This is a genomic window from Pseudodesulfovibrio sp. zrk46, assembly GCF_012516435.1.
In the GTDB taxonomy this organism is placed as follows: Bacteria; Desulfobacterota; Desulfovibrionia; order Desulfovibrionales; family Desulfovibrionaceae; genus Pseudodesulfovibrio.
This window is the reverse complement of sequence record NZ_CP051216.1, coordinates 304,654-318,312: the sequence shown is the minus strand read 5'-3', so window position 1 is coordinate 318,312 and position 13,659 is coordinate 304,654. Positions and strand designations below refer to the sequence as shown.

Below are 13,659 nucleotides of genomic sequence, written 5' to 3'. Positions count from 1 at the left end.
GTTCTTGCATATTGTAAAGTGTTTTCGGGCATGTCCTTTGCAACTTGCCTTTTTTGCGGTAAGAATTGCCTGGAGATTACTTTATGTCACGAACGATAGTCCTTTATATCACCCTCTTTATGCTGCTTGCTGCGCCTGCGGCGGGGGCTGACTATCGCTATCCTTACAATGATCCCTATAAAGCTACGGTGTACGGCACACCGCCTGACAAAATGTATCGGGTGGAGAAGCCGGTTGAGCCAAAGTTGCGTTCCATCAAGGTGGAAGACCGCGACGTGCCCGAAGTGCTCTCGCATGAGCGGGAGATGTTTTACACCACGGCCACGCACAAGGATGCGGCTCCGCTCATTTTCATCGTAGCGGGAACCGGGGCAGAGCATGATTCCGCCAAGATGCGATTTCTTACGCAGGTTTTTCATCAGGCAGGCTTTCACGTCGTGGCATTGTCTTCGCCCACTCATATGAATTTTCTGGTGAGCGTGTCCGAGCACGGAGCTGCCGGATACGTCCCCTTTGACGTGGCCGACCTGTACCGGGTCATGCAGTGGATAAAAGATGATCTGACTGACGAGATCGAGGTCACGGATTACTACGTTACCGGCTACAGCCTGGGAGCCATGCACGCGGCTTTTCTTGCCCACAAGGACAGCGAGCAGGGGGACTTCAATTTCAAGAAAGCTCTCATGATCAATCCGCCGGTGAGCCTCTACCACTCGGTCAAACGACTCGACTCATGGCTTACTCCGGAAAATCTGGGCGATGTATCCGTACATGACGAGATTGAGCGCATCATCGAAAAGTTCTCAGTATATTATGAGTTGGCCGACGTCACCGATCTGGACGACAACTTCCTTTATGAGATGGTCACTCATGTTGAGTTGCAGAATACCGACTTGCGTGCCCTGATCGGTGTAGATTTCCGTGTCTCGTCCTCGTCCATGATCTTTGCCTCGGACATCTGCCTCAAGGCGGAATACGTGGTTCCACCCGAGGCCTATCCGCTCAAGACTGGTACGCCGCTGTTGCCTTACGCCGAAGCAGCCTTTGACATCAGCTTTGAGAATTACCTTGAGGAATATCTTCTGCCATATCTCCAGTACCTCAAGCCCGGGCTGGATCGATACACCATGATGCGGCAGTGCAGCCTCTACGACATCCGCTCCTATCTGGTGGAGACCGACAAGATCGTGCTCATCGGCAACAAGGATGACGTCATCCTCAATGACCATGATCTCAACTTTATCGACGGCGTGTTCGGCAGTCGGGCGCATCTCTATCCGTCCGGTGGTCACTGCGGCAACATGATGTACCCGGTGTTCGTGGAGCAAATGCTCTCCATGGTGCGTCCTGAAGGCACAACAGAGGCGGTGGAACAATGAGGATGCTCAAACCGCTTCTCCTCGTGCTCATGCTCTCCATGCTGTGGGCGTGTGGTGCCAAGACCATCAAGCTGGAGGACCCTGCGCTCAGTCTGAAATCCGTGGGCTTTAAGGCTCCGGTGAAACGGTACCCTGATGCATCCAAGGTCAGTGACATCGATTTTCTGGAGATTTACGATCCATGGGAACCCATGAACCGCAATCTGTATTCCTTCAATGCCGGTTTCGATCAGTATTTCATGCTCCCGGTCACCGGAGCCTACGAGACCGTCCTGCCGTCACCTGTTCGCTTTGGCGTGAATAATTTTATTGAGAACGCCAACGAGGTGCCTCGGCTGGTCAACTGCATGCTTCAGGGCAATGGTGAAAAGAGCGGCATTACGTTTTCCCGTTTTGCGATCAACACTATTTTTGGCGTGTTTGGCTTATTTGATGTGGCGTCACTGCAGGAGAGTCTGCCGCGTCAGGATGAGGATTTCGGCCAGACCCTCGGCGTCTGGGGTGTCGGCAATGGGCCATACTTCGTCATGCCCGTGCTCGGCCCTTCCAACGTGCGCGATACCGTTGGCTTCGGCGGCGACTTCCTCTTGCTGCTCTTGCAGATGAAGTACACCTACAAGCTCCTCGGCATCAAAGACACCAAGACGCTGGCCTACACCGCGCTGGCGATCCGCGCCTTGAACCGCCGTTCCCACACAGATTTCCGCTACCATGAGACGGGGTCGCCGTTCGAGTACGAACTGGTGCGGTTCCTCTATACGAAGAAGCGGGAACTCGACATCAAGCATTAGGCAAACAGCCGCAGAAGAAACCCCACACCGCCAGGAGAGTCATATGTCATTGCACCACACTTCTGATGCGCCTTCCCGTCCGAAACGCTTCACCGAAGGTAAGTTGAATAACGATCTGATCTTGAAAGAGCTTGGGCTCGTGCCGGGGCAGACTGCGGTGGATATCGGATGCGGCACGGGCTACATGGCGCGACTCTTCGCGCAGGAAGTGGGGCTCGAGGGAATGGTCTATGCGTTGGACGTGAACCCGCAGTACATTACTGAATTGCAGGCCGAGTGTGACGAGCCTAACCTCCGCCCCATGGTTTCCGACGTCGCCGGAGGCTGCGTTCTGCCCGATGACACCGCTGACCTCGTATATCTTTCCACGGTTCTCCACGCCCAGCGGCGCGATACACTTCCGGTTATCGCCAAGGAATTGCAACGTGTCCTGCGGCCCGGGGGGACGCTGGCTGTCGTCGAGATTGCCAAGCACGATACGCCGTTTGGCCCGCCTGTGTCTCAACGTTTTTCGCCTGAAGAATTGCAACAGGCGCTGCTGTTGTCACCAGTGAAAACAGTGGATGTCGCCGAGCATTTCTACTTACAACTATTTCGTAATTCCTGATTGAAACATTTCTAACGGCAGCAAAAAGCCCCCAAGTGAATCCACTCGGGGGCTTTTCTATTGCGTTATCCGCGCAGCCTAGTCTTCGGGGCTGGCGCAGTCGAAGATGCGGTCAAAGGTCTTGAGGACCTCGAGGCCATCTTCGCCGGTGATGGGCGGAGTGGTGTTGTTGCGCAGGGCGTCGAGGAACTGGTTGAGCTCTTCTTTGACGGGTTCGCGGAACATGAGGGGCCACTCGCGCACGGAGTAGGATTTGTCGTAGGTGGAGAAGGCAGAGTACTCTTTCACTTCCTGGGTGATCAGGTTGGCCTGGATGTACTTTGACTCACAGGCGACGTTGATCTTGCGGCCCTTGTACGGGGTGACCCAGTTGGTGGTGATGTTGGCGAGTACGCCGTTTTCCATCTCGGCGGTGATGAGGGCAGAGTCCTCATGCTTGCCGATGGAGGTGGAGGAGACCGCGTACACGGACTTGAACTCCGAGCCGGTAAGGAAGCGGATCAGGTCGATGTCGTGGGAACCGAGGTCCTTGATGACGCCGACGTCCTGAATACGCGGTGGGTACGGGCCAACACGTTCGATCTGGATGGAGATGACGTCTTCGGCATCGCCCATGAGTTCCTTGACGCGCTGAACAGCGGGGTTGAAGCGCTCTACATGGCCGACCATCAGGGTCACGCCCATGTCGGCGGCTTTCTTGACCAGCTCTTCACCTTCAATGGAGGTGGTTGCCAGGGGCTTTTCGATGATCAGGTTGATCTTCTTCTCGATGATCTTAAGGCCGGTCTCATGGTGCAGGCTGGTGGGCACGCACACAGAGATGGCATCCAGATCGTTCTCGAGCAGTTCTTCCAGAGTGGCATAAGTATTGACGCCGAACTGGGCGGCAACTTCTTCGCGGGCCTTGGGGTCAACGTCCACGACGCCTACCACTTCAACATTCATCTCGGTGTAGTTGCGCAGATGGACACGACCCATCCAGCCTAGACCGACGACACCAACTTTCAACATATATCTATCCTCGTTATTGTCAGTTCAAGTTCTGATGGGCCCGTTTACTACGCCCTCACACGCCTGTTTGCAAGCACGTTGCACAAACAATCCCCGGTAGCCTTGCGGGCGGTGTCTCCATGGGGTACTAAGTCGCTATGCACACAGGCAATCCAAATTCTCCCATCTGGTTCAGCGTTGGTGAAGCGTCCGGCGATCTGCACGGCGCAGAGCTGATGAAGGCCCTCAAGGAAGTCGATCCTACCGTCAGCTTTACCGGCATGGGCGGTCCGGCCATGGTCGAAGAAGGCATGGATGTGCTTTACGACATGAAGCTCATCTCGCTGGTGGGAATCACCGAGATTCTCGGCGGCCTGCCGCGTATCCTCAAGCTCCTGAGCCAGATCAAGAAGCGCTTGACCGAGGTCCGGCCTCGCGCCATCATTCTGGTGGATTGCCCGGAGTTCAACTTCCGCATCGCCAAGATGGCCAAGAAGCTCGGCATCCCGGTCTATTACTACATCAGCCCCCAAATCTGGGCATGGCGTTCCGGTCGTGTGCATTTCTTGCGCGAGCATGTTCGTCGCGTCATCTGCATCCTGCCTTTTGAGAAGGCGTTCTACGAGAAGTTCGGAGTGGACGTGGACTATGTGGGCAACCCTCTCATGGATGTGTTGCCATTCGACACCCTTGATCAGGTGCCCGTGGACAACAACCGTATCGGCTTGTTGCCCGGGAGTCGTACCAAGGAAATTTCCACGCTGCTTCCCATCTTTGCCGAGACCGCCCGGAAGCTCAAACAGGATCATCCTGACCTGTCCTATGTCATGGTCTGCGCGCCCGGTCGCGACAAGGGGGATCTCATGGACCTCTGGCCTGAAGACATCCCGGTCGAGTGTGTCGAGCCCGACAATCGTTACGAGATGTTCAAGTCCTGTCGCATGATCATGGCTGCTTCCGGCACCGTTGCTCTCGAAACCGCGCTCATCGGCACGCCCGTATTGGTGGCCTATAAGGTCTCCTTCATTTCCATGATTGTCGCCAAGTTGCTGGTCAACGTCGATTTCATCTCCCTGCCCAATCTGATCATGGGTCGCGAGGTGTATCCCGAGCATATCCAAGAGGACGCCAACCCCGACACGTTGGCCGCAGCCGCCCGTAAGTGGCTCGACAATGACTCTGATTACGAAGCCGCCAAAAAGGATCTGGTCGCGCTGCGAAACATGGTCGGCGAGCCCGGCGCAGCAGACAGGGCTGCCAAGATTATTCTGGATGATTTGAAAGCAGTTTAGGATGCGTCTTCGACGCGATTAAGAATAAACTAGCAGGGCACTGCCCTGCACCCGCCAAAGGCCGAGGGCCTTTGGAATCCCATCTGCGACTTCGTCGCAAAGTTAGGTATGTAAATTCCCCGAAGCATGTATGCTCTGGGGAATTTTCCTATATAAAGATGCGCCATAAGGTGCAGAAAGGGATTCCAAAGGGTACAGCCCTTTGGCCGCCGGAGGCGAAATCACCTGAAAAATAGAGGCCGAAGGCCGACCTCAAAATCTGATTTTACTTGGAAGCGACTTTTTCGCCCTCAGGCGTGTCGGTCTCGGGCTTTTGGGGCACGTAGATGTAATCCACTACGCCCTTGATACCGCCTACTTCGTGGGCGATGGCCACGGCTGCGGTCTTCTGTTCCCAATCTGCTGCGGAACCAATGAGAATCGCATTGCCGCGAATGACCTCGACGCGCAGGTCGGCGTTGGTCAAACGAGTGGAACTGCCCAGTTGCTTGGTGAGCTTGGCGAGAAGCTGGGTGTCATCGCGATTCTCACGGGGCGTGCCGAGCGGGAAAAACTTGCAGTGAATGGACTTGAGGCCGTTAATGGTCTGGGCCACCTCGATGGACTTGTCGGCATCCTTGCGGGTCGGGAACTGACCAATGAGATAGGCGGTGCGGGCAACGACATGGGCTGAGACCATTTTGATGCCGTTCATGTGCAGGCGTTCTCGCAACCGACGTTGGAGTGCCTTGTCCATGTTGGCGCAGAGAGACCCACCGTTAACAGAATTGCGGGGCAGATACTCATCCGCCAACTGCACGGCGTCGTAACCGGTCATGGCTCCACCGGCGACCTGTACCGCGGGATACACGGCGCAACCTGTCACGGACATTGCCGCGATCAGCAACAGTGCACAGGACACGATGGTATGGCGGAGTTTTTCACACATAAGTACTCCGCAGTATAAAGTAAGGTCTAGACTTTGTCTAACCGTAAATAATCAGTTCTGCTGGTGGGTGTTATTTCCTGACCACAAGATAATAGACCATGCCTGCGATGGTCTGGCGATCGATGATGCGCACGTCGTCAGGACGACCATTCTTTTCCCATGAATTCCAGTGCTTGTCTCGGATGGACAGGACGGGCTTGTCCGTGGAGTTGAACAGTGCGTTCAGTTCATCCCACTCCGAAGTTTCCAGCTGATTGTGGTTCGCGTAGTAGGTGAAAATGCCGGAATAGACGCGGTATGCCATGGGAGTGAAACCATCGTCGGCCAGTTCTCCGATGATGAGAGCCTGACGCTTTGGCGACATGGCGTTGTCCATGGAAGGAGCCACCATGAGCCCCACGGGGTAGAGCCATGCGGTGACGGCCAGCACGGATGCCAGGATCGAGGCGCGGAAGCCCGCGGTGCGGGAGAGAAAGATCAGTCCGCCGCTGCCGATCATGACAGCCGCCGCGATGCCGAGGCCGCGAAGCGGAACATCAAAGGGCAGCAGGTCGCCCACCACGAGCAGGGCGCCGCCGAGTACGCACCAGAGTCCGGCCACAATGGTCCAGAATCGCTTGGTGCGGGCTTGGTCCAGCGTTGTCATGGCATCAACCATGAGGAAGGCCAGCGGCGGGAACATGGGCAGGATATAGATGAGCACCTTGCCGCTCAGGGACGACAGGAAAATGAAGGTGGCCGCGAACATTATCCAGAGGAAGGCTCGTGGTCCGGCCTCGCGGCGGGAAGCCCACAGACCGCCCCAGTGTTCCAGCGAGAACGCCTTTTTCACAGGTGCGACGAAAGCGAAGAGTGTCCACGGCAGCCATGCCAGCGGGAATGCCACAAGATAGTAGTGGAATGGCTCACGATGATGGAAGGTCTTGGTGGCGCGCTGAATCACGTGCTTGCCCAATACGGTGTCAATGAGGAAGGACGGGCCTTCTGCCAGCATGACGCCGCCGATCCACAGTAGGAGTATGCCGATCATGGCAAGGAAGCCAAGTCCCATTTGCTTGGTGAAGAAGCGGCGGATTTCGCCTTTCCACAGCAGGAATACCGCACAGGTCAGCAGGGGAAAAATGAAGCCGAGCGGGCCTTTTACCAATGTGGCGACACCTGCCAGCAGAAAACCGTAGAGTGGGTATTTACCTTGGTTCTCCATGCTGAACGCTTTGAAAAAACAGGCGTGACTGAGCACGATGAGTGCTGCGAACATGAGGTCCATGCGGGAGTAATGGAACAGGCCTGCCAGCAGGAAAGAGGAGAGCAGCACCAGAACGCCACCCAGGCTGACAGTGCGGTCAAAACCGAGTGTGCGGGCCAGCTTGTAGCTCGCCATCAGTAAGAACAGTCCGGACAGCGCTGCGCCGAGGAAAAAGACCGTGGGCATGTCCGCCGGAGTCAGCACATCCAGCAGCCAGAGGAACCAGAAATAGATGGGCGGCTTATCCGGATACGGTTGGCCGTTCAGAGCGAGGACCATCCATTTACCATGCTGCACGAGGTTCTGGTATGCGTTGGCGTAGCGCACTTCGTCGGAAAACCAGAGGGCGCGGTTGGACAGGGTGAACCATGTCTGGGCGAAGACGCCGAAAATCATGGTCAGCCAGGGGTGATCTTCAAGGAAATACCAGATGCGCTGTGCGGTCTGTTTCATGACGGGCCTTTATGCGTTGGCTTTTTTGCGGAAAAGAGTGGAATCGGCGATGACCGTGGTGGCCAGGGCCGTGAAGCTGCCGAGCATCCAGCCGAAGAATACGTCGGTGGGATGATGCCATCCAAGGTAAATTCGAGAGAAACCGAGCAGCCCTACTAGGATGCCCAGCAACATGGTGATTGCGGTGGTGTGTTTGCGCAGGGCAAGGGGCAGGGTCCAGCCCACGAACTCGGTGGTGTGCCCGGACGGCAGCGAGTGGAATGTGCCGCGGTGGGTGATCGGATCCCATCGGTACTGGAGCTGTGAAGGACGCGGACGCCCCACGGTGCGTTTGATGAAGTGGACGCACAATACGGCCACGATTACCTGCACTGCCAGCAGGATGAGCACATACCGGCGGGTCTCAAAGTCGCCTTTGCGGAGGGCCTGAATAAGCATGGCTCCGTAAAGGACATAGAAAACGGGATTGCTCCAGTCGGTTATGACTTTAAGAACGCTTGCCAGCATCGGGTGTGCTTGGCTGTGCGCCTTGAAATATGTTGCCACGTCGACCTCTGAGTCAAATCCGAGCCAGAGGCAGCCGAGCATGAGAAAAAGGGGCGCAGAAAAGAGCGCCCAATGTTTCAGGGAATCAATGTTCATTTGGGTCTTTTAGGCTATTGGCACAAATCGGGCAACTCTCTGCACCAAAGAGTTATTCGCTCGCGCTCTCTTCCTCGGCCGCAGCCTCGGATGGGTCGGGAAATTTCTCGTGGGTATACTTGGCCCATGTCTCCTCATCCACGCCCAGTGCTGTCAGGACTTCGGACATCTTTTTGCCTTCCTGTTTCCAGTATTTGAAGGAATGGTCCGCGCACTCGAATGGGATGACGAGGGTGCCGTCTTCGTCGAAATATGGTTCGGTCTTGTTCATGGTGGAGGGACTATTTCATTTTCAAGGTCGAAATTCAAGCTTGAGGAGATGCCCCCGGTGGCTGCTCGCCGCAGGGGCGTCTGCGACGGGTCAGGAACCCTTTGTAAAGGGTTCCCGACACCCTCCTAAATTTTTTGTAGCTCGCTTCGCTCGAGGGCGCGCGACTTCGAAAATACTACTTTTGCGCCGATAGGCGCATACGGGATCCCAAAGGCCCTCGGCCTTTGGCCGCCGGAGGCGAAATCACCTGATAAATGGAGGCCGAAGGCCGACCTCCACAATTCTTACTTCAGCACGTACTCGGCCAGAGTCCTCTGTACCCCGACAACGTCGGTGCCTTTCTTCAGCTCTTTGATGATGGGTTCGCGGGTGCCGGACATCCAGATCTTGAGCTCGGCATCCATATCGAAATGACCGCTGGTCTCAACGGAGAAACGTGTGATCGATTTGTAGGGCAGGGAAAGGTAGTCGACCTTTTTGCCGGTCATGCCCTGCTTGTCCACGAGGACGAGGCGCTTGTTGGTGAAAACAAACATGTCGCGGATCACCTTGTAGGCCATGACTACGGTTTCGCCAGTGGCGAGAATCGGTGCGAAGTCGTTTTGGATGTCAGCTACGTCCACTTCGGCTGCGTTGCCGAGTACCTTGTCGAGAAGTCCCATGTTAACCTCCATGGTGATTGTCGTGATTGTGGTGAATGTGTGGGCCTTGAAATTCAGTGTGGTGCTACATGCCTACCAGCTTGCGAGCCACGCGTAGTGACTCGCTGCCCAGTGGTCCAAGAGAACCGAGGGCTACAAGCGGCTCAAGATCGTCCAGCGTGTCGGTGTCGTCGAGGTGTTCCAACTCCCGGCATTCGAGATCGGCTGCTTCAAGCTTGTTGCGAGTCTCCTGTGCCACGGTGTCAGTGCTCCATTCAATGTCATGGAACACTTCAGGCACCATGCCGCCGCGGGGGAAGCCGATGAGATAATAGCCGCCATCTTCGGCCGGGCCGAGAACGGCCGCACCGGATTCGATTTGCTCCAGGCCGTGGTTGACGATGTCGGACGTCAGGGCAGGGATGTCGCTGCCCACGAGGAGGGCGCGGTCGTAGCCCATGAAAAAGGCCTCGCGAAAGGCGTTCTCCATCCTGCGGCCGAGGTCTCCCCCTTTTTGAGCGATGTAGCGAAAGCCGGAGCCGAGCCATTCGCGGGTCTCAGCCTTGCGGTCTTCCGGGGTGAAGCAGATGATAATGTCCGCGTTAGAGCCGTGGGACAGTTCATCCAGTTTTTCCTTGGCAAAGACAGAATAGAACTCAGCCGCCAGTTCAGGGGACGAGTCTTCAGCCAGACGTGTTTTCACTGCGCCGGGCTCGGGATATTTAACGAAAAAGAGGATACAGTCCTTCATCTAGTCATTCTCGGGAGGGCGGTAATGGCGGACCAGAGATGTGGGGGATGCACCGAACGCATACCGCAGGCGCAGCCACCAGTTGGTCAGAGTGCGTCGCAGGACTCCCTCTTCATCCCAGCGACGCGATGATGTGGAGACCCTACTCCTCAGAATGGTGATGGGCAATCCTTCATGTCGGATTCGTTTGAAAAATTCCACGTCCTCCATGAGCGGAATCTCGGCAAAGCCTCCTAATGTGCGGAAATGGTCGGCTCCGATGAACTGAGCCTGATCTCCGTATGGGATGCGCTCCAGCCGGGTGCGCATGTTGGCAAACCACGCCACCACGGCCAGTGAAAGGCGAGGGGAGTTGATGGACAGACTGAAGGCTCCGGCTCCGTTGGTGGCCTGCACGGTGCGGCGGATGTCCTGAAAGGCGCCATGGGGAAGACGGGTATCGGCGTGCAGGAAAAGCAGGATTTTCCCACGGGCAAGGGCGGCTCCGGCGTTGAGTTGGCGGCCTCGTCCGGGGGGAGCGTCTACTTTGATGATCGAGTGATCTGTTATGGATTTAAGGGTTTCGTGACCCGGACCGCCGTCGCTGACGATGATCTCAAGCGGTTCGCTGCCCGCGATCTCGCGCACGTGGGCAATGGTATTGTTGATGACCGCAACCTCGTTGTATACGGGGATGATCACGGAAATGTGGGCGTTGGTGGTTGTGTTCCGGTCCATGGATGATTAATAGACGGTTTGTCCGTGATTTTGAAGCGCGGAGTCGAATTCGGCCCGCACAAGGAGATTTCTTATGGTCATATGCTATTTCGGCGATTCCCTGACGCTTGGCTACGGTGACGAAAAAGGCCTTGGCTGGCCCGGTCGTCTGTCCATGGCCCTGCGCGAGAAAGGGCAGGACGTTACCTCGTATAATCTGGGTGTGCGCAAGGACACCTCGGTTCAGCTCCAGCACCGCTGGAAGAGTGAGGCGATGCTTCGTCGAATGCCGGACCAACCTTTCAAGATGGTGTTCAGCTTTGGTGTGGCCGATGTGGCCAATGGCGTACCGTCCGAACAGACGCTGGCTTCCTGCGTCGCCATCCTGACCCAGGCCAAGGCCATGGGCGATGTGATGGTGGTCGGTCCCACCCCGGTCAACGATCAGAGCAAACGCGAGGAGATTACCACGCTCTCTCGCATGATCGCCGGGCTGTGCAAGCGGGTCGACATCCCGTTTGTGCCCACCATTGACTCCATGCACCGCTCCTTCGTATACGGAACCGCCCTCAACGACGGCGACGGCGTACACCCCGCAGGCCCCGGCTATGCGGAACTGGCCGATTATATATTGAAATTCAACACGGCCCGGGAATTCTTCGGGCTTGAATAGAGAATAGAGAGAGATATGTCTGATTTGAAATCCTTTGCTTCGGATAACAATTCCGGTGCTCACCCAGATATCATGCAGGCGGTCGTGGATGCGAACCACGGTCACCTGAAGTCCTACGGCGAGGACGAGATTTCCATTGAGACCGATGAGGTGCTTCAGGAATTCTTCGGCTCCCAGGCCCGTATTCATTATGTGACTACCGGCACCGCCGCCAACGTGCTCGGCCTGCGCGCCGTGACCGAAACCTATAATTCGGTCCTGTGCGCTTCTCCGGCACACATCAACAACGACGAATGCGGCGCCCCCGAGGCCTTTGGCGGCATCAAGCTGGTTCCCATTCCGTCCGAGGACGGCAAGCTCACTCCCGGCATGATCGCTCCGTATCTGGGCCACATCGGGTTTGTGCACGCCTCCCAGCCCAAGGTCATCTCCATCACCCAGCCCACCGAGGTCGGCAAGCTCTACACCCTCAAGGAGATTGAGGATATCGTCGAGTTCGCCCACGACCGTGACCTGCTGGTCCATCTGGATGGTGCGCGTATCGCCAATGCCTGCGCCGCTCTGGACTGCTCCTTTTTCGATATGACCACTGCGCTGGATATCGACCTGCTCTCCTTTGGCGGCACCAAAAATGGCTGCCTCATGAGTGAGGCCGTGGTCTTCCTGAATCCGGACATCGGTCATGGCTTTCCTTACCTGCGCAAGCAGGCCATGCAGTTGGTCTCCAAGATGCGCTTTGTCTCCGCACAGCTGGCCGCCTACCTCAAGGACGACCTGTGGTTGAAGAACGCCAAGCACGCCAATGCCATGGCCCAGCGCCTGGCTGAGAAGGCCGGACAGATCGAGGGCGTGGAGATCAAGGGCTCAGTGGATTGCAACGCGTTGTTTGCCTACCTGCCGCCCGATGTGACCGAGAAGCTGCTGGAAAAATATTACTTTTACGTATGGGATGCCCACGACAACACCGTTCGTTGGATGACCTCCTGGGCCACAACCGAAGAAATGGTGGATGAGTTCGTGGAAGACATCCGCACGGCTATGGAGGCCCGCTAGTGTCACCTAAGATGAAGCGTATTTGCGTCTATCTCGGTTCCAATCCCGGCTTTGACCCCGCTTATGGCGAGGCTACCGAAGCTCTTGCCCGCGAACTGGCCGAGCGTAACATCGGCCTTGTCTACGGTGGCTCCGACGTGGGCCTCATGGGGCGTCTAGCCAATGCCTGTCTCAAGGCGGGCGGCGAGGTGATTGGCGTCATCCCGAAATTGCTCGTGGAAAAGGAAGTGGCCCACACCGGCCTCACCGAGATGCACATCGTGGAATCCATGCACGAGCGCAAGCAGAAGATGGCGGAGCTGTCCGACGGCTTCATCGCACTGCCCGGCGGCATCGGCACCCTTGAGGAGTTTTTCGAGGTGCTGACCTGGAACCAGCTTGGCTACCATGCCAAACCGTGCGGTCTGCTCGATGTCAAAGGGTACTACACCTGTCTGGCAGAGCATATGGACCGGATGGTGCTTCAGGGCTTTCTGGTGCAGGACCACCGCGCCATGGTGCTCACCGATTCCACTCCGGAAGGGCTGCTTGGTCAGTTCACGGAATACGTTCCGCCGCAGGTGGACAAGTGGATTGAGAAGAAGAAGGGGCTGTAAGACAGCGGTGGGTGGTCCTTTCTCATGATAGGACTACTTCACCCCGAGAATTAGAGCGGATTGAGAAATAGGTATGGTGTCCCTCTACTTCCCCGTTTCGGCCGAAAGTTTCTACTTTGCAATGGACCTATGAAGCTGGGGCGTTGCAGGCTCGAGTTGCAATACTGCACTCATGGCATCTCTTCTGAAAAAATCTGGCTGCGAAATCGGGAGGAAGGTCGATGAAACATGCAGGCGCATGTCTGTGCGGCAAAGTTGCATTCGAGATAGAAGGGGACTTTGAAAGTTTTTTCTTATGTCATTGTGAGCGGTGCCGCAAAGATACCGGATCCGCCCATGCAGCGAATTTGTTCTCGTCCACAGCCAAATTAAAGTGGTTGTCCGGAGAAGAGAACGTGCGCATATTTGATTTCAACTCGACCGGTCACATTAAGAGTTTCTGTACCAATTGCGGGTCGGCCCTTCCAAATATTCAAATGGAAGGAACGCTTCTCGTCGTCCCTGCGGGGAGCCTTGACCGCGATGTGCCGATCAAACCTAACGGTCATATATTTTATGCGAGCAAGGCCAACTGGGACAATGGGCTGGAGGATATTCCCACTTTCGATGGACTTCCAGAGGGGAGTGAATAGTGGAAAGGTATGGGGATC

The 13,659-nt window shown here is 56.2% G+C and carries 16 protein-coding genes; 8 read left to right on the top strand and 8 right to left on the bottom strand.

Going from position 1 to position 13,659, the window contains the following annotated elements; all coding sequences use genetic code 11:
• The first annotated feature begins 83 nt into the window (after window positions 1–83).
• Genes HFN16_RS01425 through HFN16_RS01415 form a run of 3 tightly spaced genes read left to right on the top strand, consistent with a single transcriptional unit; the run spans window position 84 to window position 2,777 of the window.
• Complete coding sequence (locus HFN16_RS01425; RefSeq protein WP_168889005.1) at window positions 84–1,379, top strand: alpha/beta fold hydrolase; 1,296 nt, start codon at window positions 84–86, stop codon at window positions 1,377–1,379.
• Window positions 1,376–2,170: a VacJ family lipoprotein gene (locus HFN16_RS01420; protein ID WP_168889004.1), complete on the top strand. Its 795-nt coding sequence runs from the start codon at window positions 1,376–1,378 to the stop codon at window positions 2,168–2,170. The genes HFN16_RS01425 and HFN16_RS01420 overlap by 4 nt, the downstream gene beginning before the upstream one ends.
• Window positions 2,171–2,213: 43 nt before the next feature.
• Entirely contained in the window at window positions 2,214–2,777 is a 564-nt protein-coding gene (locus HFN16_RS01415) for a methyltransferase domain-containing protein (RefSeq protein ID WP_168889003.1), read from the top strand.
• Between the two features lie 78 nt (window positions 2,778–2,855).
• On the opposite strand, the gene HFN16_RS01410 is transcribed toward HFN16_RS01415, so the two are convergent.
• Window positions 2,856–3,788 (bottom strand): Gfo/Idh/MocA family oxidoreductase, encoded by a 933-nt coding sequence (locus HFN16_RS01410; RefSeq protein ID WP_210772222.1) that lies wholly within the window; start codon window positions 3,786–3,788, stop codon window positions 2,856–2,858.
• A gap of 137 nt (window positions 3,789–3,925) precedes the next feature.
• Here HFN16_RS01410 and lpxB point away from each other — a divergent pair, with 137 nt between their 5' ends.
• Window positions 3,926–5,059 (top strand): lipid-A-disaccharide synthase, encoded by a 1,134-nt coding sequence (lpxB, locus tag HFN16_RS01405; protein WP_168889002.1) that lies wholly within the window; start codon window positions 3,926–3,928, stop codon window positions 5,057–5,059.
• Between the two features lie 265 nt (window positions 5,060–5,324).
• On the opposite strand, the gene HFN16_RS01400 is transcribed toward lpxB, so the two are convergent.
• The 7 genes from HFN16_RS01400 to HFN16_RS01370 form a co-directional block, all read right to left on the bottom strand.
• A complete protein-coding gene (locus tag HFN16_RS01400; RefSeq protein WP_168889001.1) occupies window positions 5,325–5,987 on the bottom strand; it encodes a BON domain-containing protein in 663 nt (220 codons plus the stop codon).
• 70 nt (window positions 5,988–6,057) lie between these two features.
• Window positions 6,058–7,686, bottom strand: a complete 1,629-nt coding sequence (locus HFN16_RS01395) for a glycosyltransferase family 39 protein (protein WP_168889000.1) — start codon at window positions 7,684–7,686, stop codon at window positions 6,058–6,060.
• 9 nt (window positions 7,687–7,695) lie between these two features.
• Complete coding sequence (locus HFN16_RS01390; RefSeq protein WP_168888999.1) at window positions 7,696–8,328, bottom strand: phosphatase PAP2 family protein; 633 nt, start codon at window positions 8,326–8,328, stop codon at window positions 7,696–7,698.
• A 52-nt stretch (window positions 8,329–8,380) separates the two neighbouring features.
• The gene (locus HFN16_RS01385) at window positions 8,381–8,599 is read right to left on the bottom strand and encodes a hypothetical protein (RefSeq protein WP_168888998.1); all 219 of its coding nucleotides are present in this window, start codon (window positions 8,597–8,599) and stop codon (window positions 8,381–8,383) included.
• Window positions 8,600–8,883: 284 nt separating this feature from the next.
• Window positions 8,884–9,261 carry a PH domain-containing protein gene (locus HFN16_RS01380; protein WP_168888997.1) on the bottom strand — a complete coding sequence of 126 codons (378 nt, stop codon included), beginning with the start codon at window positions 9,259–9,261 and terminating at the stop codon, window positions 8,884–8,886.
• A 64-nt stretch (window positions 9,262–9,325) separates the two neighbouring features.
• Window positions 9,326–9,991 carry a TIGR04282 family arsenosugar biosynthesis glycosyltransferase gene (locus HFN16_RS01375; RefSeq protein ID WP_168888996.1) on the bottom strand — a complete coding sequence of 222 codons (666 nt, stop codon included), beginning with the start codon at window positions 9,989–9,991 and terminating at the stop codon, window positions 9,326–9,328.
• Entirely contained in the window at window positions 9,992–10,708 is a 717-nt protein-coding gene (locus tag HFN16_RS01370) for a TIGR04283 family arsenosugar biosynthesis glycosyltransferase (protein ID WP_168888995.1), read from the bottom strand.
• Between the two features lie 73 nt (window positions 10,709–10,781).
• Between HFN16_RS01370 and HFN16_RS01365 the strand changes: the two genes are divergently transcribed.
• The 4 genes from HFN16_RS01365 to HFN16_RS01350 all read left to right on the top strand — a co-directional run bounded on the left by HFN16_RS01365 (window position 10,782) and on the right by HFN16_RS01350 (window position 13,641).
• Entirely contained in the window at window positions 10,782–11,360 is a 579-nt protein-coding gene (locus HFN16_RS01365; protein WP_168888994.1) for a GDSL-type esterase/lipase family protein, read from the top strand.
• A gap of 15 nt (window positions 11,361–11,375) precedes the next feature.
• The gene (locus HFN16_RS01360) at window positions 11,376–12,413 is read left to right on the top strand and encodes a low specificity L-threonine aldolase (protein WP_168888993.1); all 1,038 of its coding nucleotides are present in this window, start codon (window positions 11,376–11,378) and stop codon (window positions 12,411–12,413) included.
• A gap of 11 nt (window positions 12,414–12,424) precedes the next feature.
• The gene (locus HFN16_RS01355) at window positions 12,425–13,009 is read left to right on the top strand and encodes a TIGR00730 family Rossman fold protein (protein ID WP_168892218.1); all 585 of its coding nucleotides are present in this window, start codon (window positions 12,425–12,427) and stop codon (window positions 13,007–13,009) included.
• A 221-nt stretch (window positions 13,010–13,230) separates the two neighbouring features.
• Entirely contained in the window at window positions 13,231–13,641 is a 411-nt protein-coding gene (locus HFN16_RS01350) for a GFA family protein (RefSeq protein WP_168888992.1), read from the top strand.
• Window positions 13,642–13,659 lie beyond the last annotated feature (18 nt).